The organism is Dyadobacter frigoris (assembly GCF_005280585.1).
Taxonomy (GTDB): Bacteria; Bacteroidota; Bacteroidia; order Cytophagales; family Spirosomataceae; genus Dyadobacter; species Dyadobacter frigoris.
Genome location: NZ_SZVO01000002.1, coordinates 1 through 17377 on the forward strand (window position 1 = coordinate 1; position 17377 = coordinate 17377).

Sequence of the window (17377 nt, forward strand, 5' to 3'; positions counted from 1 at the left end):
TTGACTAGTCGTCTAAATCGTTTACATTCATGGAATGGAATTATTTCTGAAAATTTTATTCTGGCTTGTGCTTATTGTCACATTGCTGTTTCTCTTCATTTGGTTTTGCTTCATAGGGAGCGGGCACAATATTCCCAAGGAAACAAATAGATCTTTTTATTCAGGGGCATCGATCCTTTTAGTCGCATTATTAACAATATCTTTCCTCAAAAGAAGGTCAAAAGTGTGAGCGATCTTCACCTTTCAGTGTTTGTCTAAACTGGACGCTTTGCGACGCAATCCAAGTGGTTATATAGAAATTCCAACGATCACTTTCTCTGCAACGGCTCCAAATTCAGACGGTGTTGTCACAGCTATCATGACTGAAGTTCCTTATGCAACTTACAACTGGTATCTGGATGGAAATCTTGCACTGAGCGGTATCAGCAATGTAGAAGATATTAACAGCGGAAATTGTGGCACGACACATTTTATCCATGCTACGGTAAAAATGCCTGTGGCACTACACCGATGAGTAACAAAATTTCTTTCAGCTGGCAGTGTACACAATCAGGACTTAGTGTATATCCAAATCCGGCCAGAGATGTGATAAACCTGGATTACAGCAGTAATTCAAACAAAGAAGTGCAGCCAAAACAAATTGTTTTGTACAATGAAAGATCGGATGTGGTTCAGACTATATCAAACGTCAATACATTAAGTGCAAATGCTTCCAACAGCAGCAAAACACAGCTGGATGTTAGCAGCCTGCCACGGGGAACGTATTATTTATATGTAATGCCACGTGAAGGCTCAAACGAAAAAGCAGACGTTAAAAGAATTTTGTTTCAATAATATTACCTGGTCAGATAAACTGAATAACATGCCGTCAATTAAAAGTTTATCTTAAAATTACTTAAAAAGTAAATGCAAAAAGGAGGCGAACAGCCTCCTCATTAATCCGGATTATATCTTTTAAATTTCAACCTCTGGAATCGTCCACAACATGTATTCGTCGATCTGGTTCCAGGAATATCTGTAAATAATTCCGCGGGGCTCTTCGATAAAATCACTCCCTTCAGCATCTCTGCGTCCCAGGCGCCATTGTGTAGTATTTTTTATTCTAAATTTCACTATTGAACCAGGTTCAGGCAGGTCTTCTTTCGAAATGATCTTCACTTTCATAATACACAATCTTTGTTTTCCTTTTTAAGGTACGACATTTTTGACCATTCCGGCTTTTTATTAAAATCCAGGATCAGTTTTAGTCCTTAATTCAGAATGAAATTCCTGATAAGATGTGCAGAATCGGGAAACAAAAAAGAACCCCGAAATCTCCGAAGTTCTTATAAGTATTATTTCTACCTAACTCACAATTTGTAAGTTTTGGCAAAAGTAAAACATTTGTAACTATTAGAATAATTAAAAAAGAAAAAACTGTTTGGCTTACAGGTTTTTGAAGTGTAGATCCAAATGTTTCAATTCGCTGCAATTCCCATAAATGTGCGCAAAAAAAGACCCTCAGAAAACCCAAAGTTCTTTTAACAAACACCTATCTAATCGTCGTATTGAGTAATAAGACGTTTATGCAGACAGCATGAACAATAAAATAATCAGGCCAGAACGCATAAAGAAAAAAGGACTTCGCAAATCACAAAGCCCTTTTAAAAACTACTACTCAACGTTACAAGTAAATATAAGCTGAATAATAAGTACAAAATAATTAACTTATTTAATGGCAAAATGCAAAATTCGTGTCTCATTAGGCACAAAAAAAAGAACAACGCCCGAGAATCCCTTTCCTCTGATGAATTCATATTTACAACAATTTATGTACCGCTTCACTAAACTGTTTGCAGCATCGTACATATAAATCTTTATTTCCGGCATTGATTTTCCAAATAAAAGAATCAATTTCTCTCAGGTAAATCCTGGCAAAGCCAGCATCATTTTCTACAATTGAACTTGTATTATCAATAATATCAGCATACTTTACGGTCTGACAGTAAGGCTTTATCTTCCATAATCTTTGCGCTTCAAAACCTTTTCTGAGTTTGCGGTTAAACTTGGGATAAGCTTCTTTCGTAAATTTATCTGTAAGGTCATTCACGCCCCTCAATATTGTGTCTCTACCTGATTTGTCGTAGCCAAGGTTTATCAAATACCCATTTAATAGGTCAGGAGTACACATTGTATCTTCAAACAGATCGTGACATAAAGCAATTTCTATTTCAAAATGAATGGTAGAATAGTCACTCACAATATTGGCCACTGACAATAGATGGGTCCAGTAAGGTTCTCCTGTGTATTTCCGCCTTTGCTCGCCATGCTGCTCTTTCACGAAATCAAATAGCTCCCACTGCTTATCTGACAATTCCATTCAGCTCTCCTTTTAGTTTATCGATAATGTCACTTTCGAACACAAGATTTATCTTTTTTATAACAAATGCCAGTTTATCAACGTCAACGACATAACAATCAACATATTTTACAAAATATTCATGATATCAGGATCAGAACTTTCCTGATCATCCAGATATTCCCATTCCCTGATTTCCTCCGCAGCATAACTGATTCCGCTATCTTCCGGCCCTTCATCACCGATTTTTTCTACAAAAGCATGAATAGCGGAATTATAAATTCCTTCGTGACTTAATCCCGACAAATCCGTAAAAAGAATAGGAAGATGATCGGAGGGCAAATTTGTGTTTTCCATATTTTCTTTTTTTTAAATGATAACAGAAATTAACAAAAATCAATCCAGGTTTGAGGAAGTGTATTTTGTTTGATGGTTGAATTAAGCCTAAAACCGATCTAAACCGAATAATCCAGATTATAAAAACAAAACAAATATTATGAAACTGATTGCGAGCGAAGTTGAATACGGAAAATTGTTAGAATGGATTGATATTCAAATCAATAACAAACCAAATTCTGACAGTAAAGAAGGAATTATTTTACAAAATGCTTTAAACCGCATAAAGGCTTATGAAGATATTCATTATAAAATACCACTGCCCGAATGTGATGATCGATGATAAGATGATTATTTCCCAAGGCCCGAAATAATCATCTTAGCCTCTGCATTTCTGGTATCCAACACCAGGACTTTCTGTGCATATTTCTCCGCGCCTTCTTTGTTTTGCATTTTGAAATACAAATTGGCAATCTGTAAAAAAGCAGATTTATTGGTAGAATCTTTTGAAAAATCTTTTTCAAGTTCCATAATTTTCACTGCCGAATTTCTTACCGGATTTAAATCAAAACGGGAAGTATTGTTTGCAATCGCATAATCCAGATAGAGAATCGCTTCTGCGGGTTTATCCAATTTCAATAAAATGACAAAAAGATATCGGGCAATATCAAAAGTCGGGGAAAGTGCAAACACCTTTTTGAAATTAAAACCCGCCCTTTTTTCATCTTTCATTTCGCCGCTTAACATAGCCGATTTCAGATAATATTGCGCGTCGGTTGGATATTCCAAAATCAGTGTTTCGACCGTTTTTCTGGCATTTAACAAATCGTGATTTTCAACATAATAATTATAAGAACGATCCATGGCATCCAGCCAGGAAATTTTCCGGTTAGCCAGTTCATAAGCCGTTTTTTCTTCAAAAGAATTTATTTTAAAAGAATCCGAATGCATCGTTCCGGTGAAGGGCCAGCTGCTTTTCAGCTTTGCTACTTTGTAAATACCCGACAAAGAATCGATTTTGGTTATCGGCATTTCTTTTAACAAAACATCAAAACTCATTTTTTCACCGACTACTTTGATGATTTTTTGTTTTTCGATAACAGTAAAAAAAGCATCCGACATAAGCGCGTAACCTATTAAATCCGGATGAACATGTTCCAGAATTAATTCATCTCCAACAATCTGATTTGCTGAATGTGCTTCAAAAATACTTTTAGTATCTACCAGATGTGTGTTGGAATATTTTGTTGTTAACTCCGTCAAAATAGTGTTTAACGCCTCAGGAGCCCTGAACCGAAGTCCATCCAGATCTTTTGCCTTGGAAAAATATTGCTTTGCTGCGTTGTAATTTTTGGCGGCGTAGGAAAGTTTCCCCAGATAATAATTACACTCCGCATTTTCAGGATAACTTTTATTCGCCGCTTTCAGGAAGTTGTAAGCTGAACTGTAATTTTTGTTATTGAATGCTTTTAAACCAAGTTTATAATTAAGCGAAAAACCAGGAAACTGTATACTGTCAACCGGAAAACTTACAAATGGTTTCAGATCTTTTTCATTACTGACAAGATTACTGATCAATACCGGAATATGGCTTTTGCTGAATAATTCAAGCGTTTCATCCATATTAGCACGAAATTGTTCAACGCCTCTTTCATACAAATCCGACTGGTAAGGAATTCTTTGTTCCGATACCATACGCTGCATACGCGTACCATCGGAATCCTGATTTTTGGATGCAGTAGCCCTGATTATTTTTTCGTAGAAATTATTAATCAGCTGCGTGATTTTCAGCTCCCGTAGTTTCAGAATTAGTTTAACTAGAAAACGATTTCCGCCAATATTTTCAGTAGATCCAACACCTAACGCTCCATAATACTCATTATGTCCGGTGTAAATAAGAATAGCGTCCGGCTCGTAATGAACGACTTCCTTTGCAAAACCTGCAACCGTGTACGAATTAACAGCGGTGAGGGAAATATTAACGATTTCAAACTTTTGATCCGGATAAGAATGTGTTAACCGGTATAACAGCCAGCGATGAAAAGAACCGTTGTGAAAGTAAGGATAACCTATGGTCGTGGATTCGCCAAGGACGAAAAATCTTAAAGTGCCATTTTCCTTTTTCTTTTTAAACGGCTCAACATTTCCGGTTGTCGCGTTTTTCTGGTTTGAAAAATATCTTTTTGAAGCGTCAGGATTCAGGAAAAGATAATTTTCATCCTGCGGATATTCGATAAACAAACTTAAATCATTTCCGTAATGAAAAGATCTCAAAGCAATCTCTACGAGAAACAACAGCAAAAAAGGAAACAGAATACTGATCACCCGAAAGGCAATGATCCGATCCGGTTTCCTGACCGATTTCTCTTTTAAAACTTGTTTTTTACTCATTTATCAGAACGGATAATATAGGTAACCTGAAACTTATTCAAGCCAGATTTCCTGGTCAGAAGCCTAACAGCTTTTCGCTAAAAGCCAACAGCTCTTAACCAGAAGACAAAACAGAAAATAGTTTAACCATGCCGAAGCATGATTAAACTATTTTTATTTCAAAAGGTTGGTTTACGGTTAATAACCCGCATTTTGCTGCCATTCCGGATTTCTTACCATTTCGGTATAAGGAATCGGCGCAATATATTTCTGGCTAATATTCGTACCGGTCGGAACTGGATTTTCAACTGTATTTCTGCTCGCAATTACCTGAGGCAAGATTTGCAGCCTGACAATATCAAACCATCTCACGCCAAATTCCCCTGCGAATTCATACGCCCGTTCATAAACGACAGCATCCCGAAAAGCAGTTTGGGAAAGCCCGGGTGCCAGATCGGCCAAGCCTGCACGTTTCCGAACAAGATTGATCGCAGCATAACTATCTGCAGTCGGTGCCGACGCCATGGCGGAAGCCTCCGCATAACAAAGTAAAACAAGCGGATAACGAATAATATCTGTCGCTTTATTGGTACTTGGCTGGATTGAAAGTAACTGCGTATCCGTTTCTTTTACGCCATCACCATTTAGTCCGGCCCGGAATTTTTTGTAATACGGATGTTGCGCATGTGTTTCGGCCGAGCTCCACGGAACGAGTTTGAAGGTAGTTTTATCCGCTTGCCTTAACTTCAAAGTCGTATAAAAAGTCAGGTCTGTACGTGTACATTTCGGTGCATTTTGGAAAAAAGTAATTTCCGGATATACATCATCCCAACCACTCGATCCATCAACGGCAACTTCGTCCAAAGGAATATTGCTGGACCCAAAACGACGATTAGGGAGTCCGCCGCCAATATTATATTGTAGGGCAAAAATAGACTCTGTACTGTTATTTGTTGAAAAAACCTTGTCGTACGGCGTATTCAAATTGTAAACATTGGCATCAATAACCGATTTCGCTTCGGAAGCGGCCAAGGCATAATTGGAAACCTGATTAAGCGGCCAGCCAGCCATATTCAGATAAACATCAGCTAAGAGTGAGCTCGCTGCGTATTTATTAGGTTTTCCTTGTTCCAGTTTCGTGCCCAAAAGTGTTTTTGCCATTTGTAAATCACTTATAACCGCAGCATACACTTTCGCCACTTCATCCCGTGGAGGACGGTCATTCACGTCAATTGTTCCCAAAATCACAGGAACCGGCCCAAAAGTCCTTACCAGATAATAATAGCAAAGGGCTCTCAGGAAATAAGCTTGTCCGGCAGAAGCATTTTTCAATTCAGCAGTTGAAGTTACTTTGTCATAATTGGTGATGACATTGTTGGCCTGATAAATTGTTTCCCAGGGACCTTGCCATTGCGAAACCATACTTTGGTTGGTACTACCTCCTGCCAGTTTATCAAAATCACGCATATCCTGCTTGTTCAGGCCTGGATCTGTTGTGTAATCGTCTGAGCCAAAATAGGAAGTTTCTTTGCTTGTGAAACCCCAGCCACCGTCTCTGGCAAGCCGGATATACATCGCCGTAACGGATGCGTCAAGGTCACTTTGTGTTTTGAAATAAGTAACCGGCGTTAAAGTACCCTTCGGATCTTCGGTAAGTGACTGGCACCCGGCAAAAATCATCAAAGAAAGGATTACTGTCAAAATTGAATATGTTGTCTTCATTTTATATTCTTTAATAAAATTTAGAATGATTGGTTACAGCAGATTTAAATTACAATCCAAGCCTGACGCCAACTGTGTACGTTCTAGGATTTGGGATAACACCGAATTCCTGGCCTTGTGAAATGGCGTCGTTTCCGTTTTCAACCTCCGGATCATAGCCTTTGTAAGGAGTGATCATGAAAAGATTTTGTCCGCTGACATAAACTTCCAGACTTCTTACTCTGATTTTGCTTAACAAATCTGTTGGAATGCGATAAGAGATCGCTACGTTTTTCAGTTTGATATAACTTGCGTTGTAAACATAACGGCTGCTCAGATTGTAGTTTTTCCCGGTATTGCTCCAGGCAGGATTGTTGGTTTCATGTTCTGGCGACCACAAGTTTTCAGGAACAGCTTCTACCGTCGTTGCATTTTTCATATCACCCAATCCACCCCACAAATAAGCTTGCGTCTGAGAGAATTTCTGGTTTCCCTGCGTCCCCTGGAACATAAAACTTAAAGTGAAAGCTTTGTACGAAACGTCATTGATAAATCCGAAACTATATTTTGGTGTACCATTTCCAATCGGCACATAATCCGCGGAGGTGTACGCTTTGTCGCCGTTCACATCCCTGTATTTTGCGTCGCCCGGTTTCATACCAAATGCTGCTGCCTGTGCGGCTTCGTTTGATTTCCAGGTTCCCTGAAAGTCAAAACCGTAAAATTCACCAAGCGGCATTCCTACTTTCAGAATTCCCTGGTTGGTAACGCCGCCGGTAATTACGTTGTCAAGTCCGCCGAGATCAAGTACTTTGTTGCGGTTGAAAGCGATGGTAAAATTGGTATTCCAACGCAGATTTTCAGTAACAAGCGGCGTTCCGCCCAAAGCAAATTCCAAACCTTTATTGGATACACTACCGATATTCCGGCTGTAAGTACCTCCGCCCAGATAGAAAGGAGCCTGATAATTATATAAAAGATCGTTGATCGTATTCTTGTAAGCATCTGCTGTAAATGTCAATCTGCCATTCAGGAATGCTGCATCAATACCAACATCATAGGATGTTTTTACTTCCCATTTTAGTGAAGGAGAAACGGGAGAACCTAGTGGCGTGGCTACGCTTGGCGTACTTCCGTCAAAATAGTAGGAAGGCTGTGTACCGCCTGTAGAAATTACCGGAATCGTTGAATAAGCTGCTACTGCCTGATTACCCGTTTGTCCGTAAGAAGCTCTCACTTTCAGGTTGCTGACAATTCTCGAATCTTTCAGGAAATCTTCATTGGCGATATTCCAGCTTACGCCGACAGATGGGAAAGAGCTGTATTTATCCGTTAAGTGAGACGAACCGTCGGTACGGATACTGGCTGTTACGAAATATTTTTCTTTGAACGAATAGTTAACCCGACCCATATAAGACCGCAAAACATCGGCCGAATAAGTAGAAGAAGTTTGCTGTGTTCCGCCCAGACTCAAATTATAATAGCCAAGTGCATATGTCGACAAGTTTTTTGCCAAAGCCTGAACAGCAGTATTTTGTCCGGACATTACTTCATACAAACCTGTTACGGTAAGTGAGTGATCACCGAATTTTTTCTTATAGGTCAAAAAGTTACTGCTTAGAAAACTGTGCGACCTGTTGGAATTAATCTGAGCATAATCCGATTTGGAATCGTAAGCTCCGGTTCCCGGCCCGAAAACCTGCTGGCCAAAACCAGAACCAAGCGAGTAAACATTTGTAGAAGTAAACGTCAGATCGTTCAGGATTTTATAAGTAAATGTTCCTGTTCCTGAAACGTTTGTACTTGTATTGTCAACTCTTTGGTTATTGGCCTGAGCAATTGGATTGAACTGAATCGAAGCGTAAGATGAATGGGAAATATAATTTCCTGTCACCGGGTCACGAACAGGCGATGTCGGGTCCCATTCTACTGCCTGGTTGAAGGGATCCCCCAAACCTCCACCATAACTGTTGTTATGATTTTGAGGAATTGTGGCCGCTACAATGAACTTGATATTCATCCGGTTATTAATCTTTGCATCGATATTAGAACGGAAAGATGCTCTCTTGTAAGATTGATTTAAAATCACACCCGGCTGATCAAGGTATCCGAGAGAAAAACGATATTTGACTGCCTCAGAGCCACCTGAAACATCCAGCTGGTAATTTTTAACGAACGGTTTTGTGTGTAATTCATTCTGCCAATCCGTACCGCCATTTTGTTTAAATGCCTGAAGCTGCGTTTCATTAAAAGCCGGCGTACTTCCGGTTGAAACAAATTGAGAATTTACCGAGCGGGCAAAATCATAGGCATTCATCAGTTTAAGTTTTCTCGGAATGGATGCCTGCTGAACCCAGGATTCGAAATTGATCTGCATTTTCCCCGATTTCCCAGACTTCGTGGTGATCATCACAACGCCATTGGAACCTCTTGAACCGTAAATCGCAGTCGAAGCTGCATCTTTCAAAATCTCGATCGATTCAACATCATTAACATTGACATCAGAACCCGAACCGATATTTCCATCAATTACATAAAGCGGCTCGTTACTTCCCGTGATCGAATTTGCACCCCGGATTTTTACACGAAGTCCTTGTCCCGGCTGACCGTTCTGGCTTACTACCATCACCCCGGCCGTAGTTCCCTGCAATGCCTGCTCCAATCTGGAAAGCGGGCGTTTTGCAATTTCCTTGGCAGAAACGGTACTGGTGGCACCGGTTACTTCGCTTTTGCGCTGCTCACCATAACCTACCACAACGATCTCATCCAGACCACGTTCACTTACTTTCAGATTAACGTCTAAAGAAGTTTTTCCACCAACAGCAACTTCCTGACTTTCATACCCTACAAAGCTGAAAATCAAAACAGCACTTGCGACTTGTGCGTCCGGAATATCAAGCTGGTATTGGCCGCTTGCATCCGTTGTCGTTCCGGTTTGTGTGCCTTTTACAACGATACTGACACCAGGAAGTCCGGCATTTTTTTCGTCCGTTACTTTTCCTTTTAGTCCAATTAATTTGATTTCAGAACTTTGCTCAGCCGGTTGATTTGTTGCGGAACCAGAATCAGATTCCGGTTCATTTGCAGGTACCTGTGTTTGTTTCATCGACTGCTTCAACTCTTTAATCGAATTGGAATCAGCATCTTTTGGGAAAATCGCGTAGATCTTTCCGTGTTTTTTATATTCCAGTCCGCTGGCCTTCAAAACGCGGTCAAGAGTGGCATCTACATCTTCACCCGCTTTTAAAGGATACTGAACCTGCATCGATTTTATCTTTTCATTTTGATACATGAAATAAATCGAATGTTTTTTTTCCAGGTCCTTCAAAACCTGATCCAGACTTTTATATGTTGTTTGAGCCACTGGTGCTTTTTGAGGTACTTGTCCGCGGGCAAATATCTGAGCATCAGCAATGGAATGACAAAAACAGGTCAGTCCCATTATGAGTAGACTAATTTTTTTCATGGGGATTCAATTAAGGTTTTAGTGGAAATTTTGATTTAGTTTAGTACTATCGGTTCCTGATGGTTAAATGGTTTTCATGGTGCAGAATTGTTATTGGTAAAATACTTTCAAGTGAACTCAGCAAATCATCCATATTGTCGGTTGGCACTACTCCGCAAAATTTTTGGCGGCGAAGCGAATCTTCCTCAATGGTAACGGTTACTCCATACGTCTCCCGGATCAGATTGGAAATTTCTTCCAGGGAGGTGTTATTTAATGTCCACCGATTATTTTTCCAGGAGAAAACGGGTGTGGCATCCTTCAAATGCCTGACAAAAAGTTTTTTATTATTTTGAGAGAAGTCGACCAGGTCACCGGGTTTCATCCGGATTTCATTTTTCTCGCCGATTCCGCACAAATAGAGATTGACGCTACCTTCGCTCAACACTACCTGCGTCTGGCTTTTTCTGGTATTAACATTGAATTCCGTGCCCTTAACTTCAACATTCAGATCAGGCGTATGCACGACAAATTTGACCGGAATGCCACTTTTCTTTAATTTGCTCACACTAAAAAATGCTTCACCTTCCATCCAGACCTCCCGTTCTTTGGCTACGCCCCATCGGTCTGAGACACGTAAATTGGAATTTGCATTGAGCGTTACCAGCGAACCATCCGGTAGTAATAATCTCCTGGATTCTCCGAACGCCGTACGGTATGTCTGGCTTTGTACACGTTTGTAAAAATATCCGGTAAAGGCAACGCATAAGATAGCAACAGCAGCTGCGGCTTTCATCCAGAATTTTGTACTTTGAAAAACATATATTTTGGTTTCCTTTCCATTCTGAATACCCTCCCAGATTTTATCAACAGTATATTGAGAGGGAGAAATTTCGTCGTCGCAGGTTGCAACTAATACCAGCTGCCGTGCTATTTCTATATCCTTATTTTTGCCGGGGTTATCATTCAACCAGTTACGCCAGAAAGTTTCCGATTCCGGTGTAGGTTCCAGAACCCACCGGTAGAAAAATTCATCCAACGCAAAATCCTCCGGTTCAAATAACAAATAATTCATAGAAAATCTTGTTTCTCTTATTCATCAACCAAATGGGATATTTCGAAACGGATTACCCTAAGAATTAAACTTTTTTTTGAAATATTTAAATTATATCAAAAACCGGATCTTACTTACCGAAACAAAGCAGCGTAACTGCGCATAAAATGATCTCGGCATAATCGGAAAGTATTTCCCGTAAACCTTTCATAGATTTTTGAAGCGTATTATGCACCGACTGGATCGAAATATTCATAATATCTGCAATCTGCTGGTGATTGAATTCATTGAAAAAGCGGAGGTTAACAACTTCCTGCTGGCGTGGAGGTAATTGCAGCAAAGCTCTGCTCAGCATCTTTTTTCTGGTACCTTCACTTTCCGTAGCAATTAACTGACTTTCAGCAGAACCCGAAAAAAACTTTTGTTCCACTGCTTCGATACCGCAATCTGTGGTTTTCCTTACTAATGGATTTTGGGTGATTTTTCTTCTAAGAACACGAAAGAGATAAAATTTGACAGAATCAGTATCAGACAATCTCTGACGACTGTTCCATAGTTCAATAAACATATCCTGAATTGCATCTTCAACCAGCTCAGAATCGATTGTAAGCTTATGCCCATATTTGTACAACACTTCAATATAAGTTTGATACAACATGGAAAAGGCATGATCATCTCCACTTCGAAAGCTTCTCCACAAGTCAACGTCATTCATATGATTTTGCCAAAAGGGTTAAAAATTAACTATGGCAAACTTAGAATTACGGTCTTAAGAAAATCTTAATAAACGATTAACAGAGGTGGTTTTTAGGTATTTTTTGAAACAATTTCAATAAAAAATAGATTATATTGATGTTAATGTATTATTAATCCCCCGGGTTGAAACCCGCGGCTACAAAATCGATCATGCCGATGGCATTTTTTTGATTAATGCCGTAGGCACGCCTGCGCGACCCGGACCGACATTGTGGCGCGGGATTTCAACCCCGGGAAAAAAAATGCGGATGTTATGGTTTCAACAACGTCCCGTCGCTTTTCCTGACAGTCCATCTTGATTTTGAACTGATCGGATATTTCGCCGCCTCTTTTTCGTTTATATCAATCCCAAGTCCGGGCGTTTCATTGACATAGTAATAACCGTTTTTTATCGTCGGGCAACCCGGAAAAACTTCCTGGACTTTCTCGCTGAACTTCTGGGATTCCTGAATTCCAAAGTTCCAGATTACAATGTCAATATTGTTATTGGCCGAATGTCCTACCGGCGAAGTATCTCCCGGACCGTGCCAAGCTGTTTTTACATTAAACCATTCTCCCAAACGTGCGACTTTCATAGCAGGCGTAATTCCACCGAGCTGGGAAACGTGACAGCGGATGTAATCAAATAGCTGATTGGCCATTGGTTCGCGGAATTCGTTGATGTTATTAAACAATTCGCCCATCGCAATTGGTACCGTAGTACTTTGGCGAAGCTGCTTGAACCAGCCCATATTTTCCGGAGAAAACGGATCTTCAACAAAATAAGGACGATATTCTTCCAAACCTTTGATCATATTGATCGCGTCCATCGGCTCCACAAGTTCATGCATATCATGTAAAAGCTCGATATCCTCACCACATCTTTTTCTGACAACATCAAACATTTTAGGGACACGTTTCAGATATGTTCTCTGATCACTGAAATCATCCGTTGACCTTCCAAAACCGGCTGTTTTGAAATCCGGTTTTATTTCTTCCATGGCTCCTACTCCACCATAACCACCTTGCTGAATTCGGATATGACGGAAACCTTCGGACATATATTGCTGGACTTTATCCGCAACAGCTTCCGGTGTAGGACCGCTCGCATGTGTATAAGTTTCAACGGCCATCCGGGCTTTCCCGCCTAAAAGCTGATGAACCGGCATGTTTGCCCGTTTTCCTTTAATATCCCACAAAGCCTGATCCAGGCCGGAAAGTGCATTATTCAGCACCGGCCCATTCCGCCAATAAGAACTCACATAGGTAGATTGCCACATATCTTCAATGTTATCGACATCCTTGCCCACACAAAATTCATTCAGATAAACATTGATTGCAGGAATTACGACCAATGCTCTTTGTGTAAAAGTAGCACAGCCCAAACCATATAATCCAGGCTCGGAAGTTTCCACTTTTACAATTACAAGATTTGATCCGCCAGGCGCAGTCGTGATCGCCCGTACACTTTTTATTGTAACCGGCGCCATCGCTTTTGCATAGGCAGGTGTCACATATTTTTCGGCTCGTGCAACCGGACTTTCGAACAAAGAAAACAATCCGGCGGTTGATCCGGCAGCTAATAATTTCAGCGCATTACGGCGACTGTCCTCCACATTTTTTTCTGATTTTGACATAATTCTAACGGATTAAAGGTTTATTATTTCAATGCAAAAGCGATATAATTTCCACCAATTTTTTGTCCCCGCCCACCACCGGCAGCAATGACGATAAATTGTTTTCCATCAATTTCATAACTGATCGGTGTAGCAAATCCACCGGCCGGAAGCTGGTATTCCCAAACTACTTTTCCTGTTTTTTTATCAAAGGCCCTGATCTTTTCATCTTTCGTTCCGGCGATAAAAACAAGACCGCCGGCTGTTGCCAGGGGACCGCCATAACTATCTGTTCCGGTTGTTGGAATTCCTTTTTTTGCCAGTTCCGGATATTCTCCAAGAGGCACACGCCATAAATATTCGCCTGTATTCAGGTCAATTGCGTTCAGTGTTCCCCATGGCGGTTTTATGCCGGGATAACCATCCTGATCCGTGAATCTTTGCCAGGTTTTACTCACATAGGCAGGTGTATAAGGAAAACCACCTTTTTTCACTGGTACCTTCGTCTCTCTTTTAGCAATAGTTTTCTGGTCTGATTCTGTATTTAACAAAAACGAAATAATTGCATCATGTTCTTTGTCGGACAAATGAGAAAAAGAAGGCATTCTTCCACTTCCCGTTTTCAGGATGCTTTTAATAGAAGCTGCATTCAGTTTTTTACCAATATCAACCAGCGATGGCAGTTCATTTCCACTTCCTTTTCGATCCTGCCCGTGACAGGCTGAACAATTTGTCATGTACAACGCATTTCCTGCCGTCCGAGGGATATCCGTCTTTTTCTGAGCCGCATCCATCATGATCAACTCCCATGGTTCTTCGTTTGCATTCTGATAAAAAATGCCATCAGGATCAACCGCATTTCCACCCCATTCCGCGCCTCCGCTATATCCAAAAAGTAAGGTACCAGTCGTACTGGGCGGTGCGAATTTGTTGTCTGTTTTTATTTTCTGATAACGCTCTTTTACGTAAGCATGGGCTTCCGGCGAAAGATCCGTAATATCATTTTCCATGAAAACCTGTCGGGATAACGGAAGTGGTTTTGAGGGATATCTTTGGGTTGGAAAAGGATGTTCTCCGGGAAGCCCTTTCGTAGGAACCGGACGTTCTTCAATCGGAAAAATAGAAGTCCCTTTATCTCTGTCTAATACATAAACCAACCCATCTTTTGTCGACTGGACAAGCACATCCACCTTTTTCCCTTTGTGTTTTATCGTCGTCAAATTAGGCGGACTTGGATGATCTCTATCCCAAAGATCATGATGAATGGTTTGATAATACCACTTCATTTTACCTGTTTCTGCATCCAGAGCCATGATACAATTGGCAAATAAATTAGTCCCTTTTCTGTCTCCACCATAGAAATCCGAAGCCGGCGAACCGGTTCCGAAATAAACAATTCCCCGTTTTTCATCCAGACTCATACCACTCCAGTTGTTAGCAGCACCAATCTTTTTGTAAGCATCTTTGGGCCAGGTATCATAGCCAAATTCTCCCGGTTGCGGGATGGTATGGAAAACCCATTTCAACTTTCCGCTAACTACGTCGAACGCACGAATATGTCCCGGAGCCGCATCGCCAGACTCAGAAACTGCCGAACCCAGGATAAAAGTATTCTTAAAAATAATCCCCGGGCTTGTCGCATTAACGGACAAAATGCTGACATTATGATCCATATTGGTTTGCAGTCCTTCATGAATATCTACCTTTCCATCCACACCGAAACTTTTTACAATTTCTCCGTTTTCTGCATTAATCGCATACAGGCTCGAACCAACTGTATACAATATACGCTTGTCCGTTCCGTCTTCCCAATAAACCACACCACGGTTCGAATTCAGTTTATCACTTTTTGAAGGTTCGAATTTCCATAGCTGTTCTCCCGTACCGGCTTTCAGGGCAAATAATTTTAATTCCGGCGTTGTTCCGTATAAAACTCCGTTCACCACAATCGGCTGGCATTGAATTGCCCGGTTTCGTGATCTTCCCGGATTATTGGGATCTGGTTTTTCCGAAGCGTCATACATCCAGACAACTTGTAAATCCCTTACATTTCCCGTGTTAACCTGATCCAATGGCGAATAACGATTCCCCGCTTTGTTTCCTCCATACGTTGGCCAGTCGGTACCCGGACCGGAATATTTTTCCCTTTCGCGTGCGCTAAACATCACAATGCTTAGCAAAAGCTGGCCGATTAATAAAATCTTGCGCATTTGCCCGAATGATAAAATTTTATAAAATTATTTAGTATTACCTGTGATGAAATTGACAATAACTTCCGGTTCTTTATTTGTAAGAAAATGTCCTTCACCCCGCCGGATCAGCACTGTATTTTTCCCTCCGAGTTTTTTATAAAGCTGCTCTAAAACGTTGGTATTTTCTGCTAACCATGGATCCAGGCTACCGCTTACTGTTAAAAGTGGAATTTTTGCTTTTGCCAAAGGTTTAAGATTATCAAGCAAAATCTGTTTTGACATCAAACTGTGCATTACAGGATTTTCTGTGTAAATGGCACTTACCTTGTCAGGATTGTCAATCGCCCAGGCAAAGCTTTCGCCTGCTGCGGCGCCTTTACCTTCCAGGCTTGCCTTTTTGGAAAAACCATGTTGGATCATAAAGTGGTAGGTTGAATCCCACTGGCTTTTTACAGCGCCGGACTGTTCCGTTAATGGAGCGATTACAATATGATAACCTTTCGCAAGTAATTGCTGATCAACAACATCATTCCTATCAATATTACTGGCTTTGAAAATCCATGGTTTTCCCGGAGCAGCCTTTTCAGGGACAATAATAGCCATACCTGTTACACCCCACTGACTGTTTCTTTCCAGATCATAACGCTTATAAAATCTTGTAAAACCCGGACCCCGGCTTATTGCATATGTTTTTTCCTCAGGAAGATAATGGTAGGAATTTTCGAGACTGTAATAATAGGATTTGATAAAATTAGAAGCGGCAAAATCTGGTCTTTTTTCAGGAGTTAATTTCATATTGCTTTCGATCCAGTCAGCAATGAGTTTTGGATTTTTGATGGAATGCGGATGGTGTGGAGGGCCTTCTTTTATCATAATGGTAATTCTACCACCGAGTTCCTGATAACGTTTTTCAATGGCCAGTGTATTTCTTTCAAGTAAAAAATCAGCTGATCCACAGATATTTAAAAGTGGAACATCATTTTTGGCCAATTCTCCCAATTTCATAAAAGCAGTGGATCGTATGGCTGGATTGTCTGCATAAATACAGGAAACTTTATCAGGATTGTTTGTCGCCCAGTCATATTCATTTACTCCTCCTTTACTCATACCTACAAAAGCTGGCTTCTTTGCCAGACCATATTTTTCTGTCAGGAATTTATACCAGGCGTCCCATTCTTTTCCTGGATCGGGTGTGATGAAAGCTATAAAAAAACCTCTTTTTAAAAGTTCTGCTTCTGTCTGTGGTTCATGATCCCAGTAGCATCCCTGCCAAGACCAGGGATTTCCGGCTGCCGCTTTTTGTGGAACTACGATGATACATCTGCGCTGACCTTTTTCTGGTGCTTTTACGGCATTTTTTTCATCTGCGTCGGGTTTGAATGGGGTTATTTTAAGGGTTGCTTCGTCCATGATGAAATCGTATCGGTCGAAGCCGTGCCAGGAAGTTTTTTCGCCTGTGAAGGTTGACTGGGCACTGATTTTTCCTGTTAGGAAAATCAGGAGGATTAGGGGCAGGAATTTATTTTTCATGGGTGGCTTAGGATTTATTTATTCACGTGCATTTCTTCGGGCGATCGACCGTTGGGGCGA

14 protein-coding genes are annotated in these 17377 nt (G+C 40.7%); 3 read left to right on the top strand and 11 right to left on the bottom strand.

Annotation, left to right across the window (positions count from 1 at the left end; translation table 11 throughout):
- Window positions 1-268: 268 nt before the first annotated feature.
- On the top strand, window positions 269-514 hold the full coding sequence (locus tag FDK13_RS03820; protein WP_137338671.1) for a hypothetical protein: 246 nt from the start codon (window positions 269-271) through the stop codon (window positions 512-514).
- Window positions 511-834, top strand: a complete 324-nt coding sequence (locus FDK13_RS03825) for a T9SS type A sorting domain-containing protein (RefSeq protein WP_137338672.1) — start codon at window positions 511-513, stop codon at window positions 832-834. Before FDK13_RS03820 ends, FDK13_RS03825 begins: the two co-directional genes overlap by 4 nt.
- 120 nt (window positions 835-954) lie before the next feature.
- On the opposite strand, the gene FDK13_RS03830 is transcribed toward FDK13_RS03825, so the two are convergent.
- The 3 genes from FDK13_RS03830 to FDK13_RS03840 form a co-directional block, all read right to left on the bottom strand.
- On the bottom strand, window positions 955-1164 hold the full coding sequence (locus tag FDK13_RS03830) for a hypothetical protein (RefSeq protein WP_137338673.1): 210 nt from the start codon (window positions 1162-1164) through the stop codon (window positions 955-957).
- A gap of 634 nt (window positions 1165-1798) precedes the next feature.
- Window positions 1799-2359: an HD domain-containing protein gene (locus FDK13_RS03835; protein WP_137338674.1), complete on the bottom strand. Its 561-nt coding sequence runs from the start codon at window positions 2357-2359 to the stop codon at window positions 1799-1801.
- Between the two features lie 108 nt (window positions 2360-2467).
- The gene (locus FDK13_RS03840; protein ID WP_137338675.1) at window positions 2468-2695 is read right to left on the bottom strand and encodes a P-loop NTPase family protein; all 228 of its coding nucleotides are present in this window, start codon (window positions 2693-2695) and stop codon (window positions 2468-2470) included.
- A 139-nt stretch (window positions 2696-2834) separates the two neighbouring features.
- Here FDK13_RS03840 and FDK13_RS03845 point away from each other — a divergent pair, with 139 nt between their 5' ends.
- Window positions 2835-3017 carry a hypothetical protein gene (locus FDK13_RS03845; protein WP_137338676.1) on the top strand — a complete coding sequence of 61 codons (183 nt, stop codon included), beginning with the start codon at window positions 2835-2837 and terminating at the stop codon, window positions 3015-3017.
- A gap of 8 nt (window positions 3018-3025) precedes the next feature.
- Here the strand turns inward: FDK13_RS03845 and FDK13_RS03850 are convergent, their stop codons facing one another.
- From FDK13_RS03850 to FDK13_RS03885, 8 genes are all read right to left on the bottom strand, one after another.
- Window positions 3026-5065 (bottom strand): GSCFA domain-containing protein, encoded by a 2040-nt coding sequence (locus FDK13_RS03850; RefSeq protein ID WP_137338677.1) that lies wholly within the window; start codon window positions 5063-5065, stop codon window positions 3026-3028.
- A gap of 177 nt (window positions 5066-5242) precedes the next feature.
- The gene (locus FDK13_RS03855) at window positions 5243-6766 is read right to left on the bottom strand and encodes a RagB/SusD family nutrient uptake outer membrane protein (protein ID WP_137338678.1); all 1524 of its coding nucleotides are present in this window, start codon (window positions 6764-6766) and stop codon (window positions 5243-5245) included.
- Window positions 6767-6815: 49 nt separating this feature from the next.
- Window positions 6816-10211, bottom strand: coding sequence for a SusC/RagA family TonB-linked outer membrane protein (locus FDK13_RS03860; protein WP_137338679.1), 3396 nt, complete (start codon window positions 10209-10211; stop codon window positions 6816-6818).
- A 46-nt stretch (window positions 10212-10257) separates the two neighbouring features.
- Window positions 10258-11265 (bottom strand): FecR family protein, encoded by a 1008-nt coding sequence (locus FDK13_RS03865; RefSeq protein ID WP_137338680.1) that lies wholly within the window; start codon window positions 11263-11265, stop codon window positions 10258-10260.
- Between the two features lie 109 nt (window positions 11266-11374).
- On the bottom strand, window positions 11375-11959 hold the full coding sequence (locus FDK13_RS03870; RefSeq protein ID WP_137338681.1) for an RNA polymerase sigma factor: 585 nt from the start codon (window positions 11957-11959) through the stop codon (window positions 11375-11377).
- Between the two features lie 292 nt (window positions 11960-12251).
- Window positions 12252-13616, bottom strand: a complete 1365-nt coding sequence (locus FDK13_RS03875; protein WP_137338682.1) for an enolase C-terminal domain-like protein — start codon at window positions 13614-13616, stop codon at window positions 12252-12254.
- Window positions 13617-13639: 23 nt separating this feature from the next.
- Entirely contained in the window at window positions 13640-15805 is a 2166-nt protein-coding gene (locus tag FDK13_RS03880; protein WP_137338683.1) for an outer membrane protein assembly factor BamB family protein, read from the bottom strand.
- 27 nt (window positions 15806-15832) lie between these two features.
- Window positions 15833-17317 (bottom strand): alpha/beta hydrolase, encoded by a 1485-nt coding sequence (locus FDK13_RS03885; protein ID WP_137338684.1) that lies wholly within the window; start codon window positions 17315-17317, stop codon window positions 15833-15835.
- Between the last annotated feature and the right edge of the window lie 60 nt (window positions 17318-17377).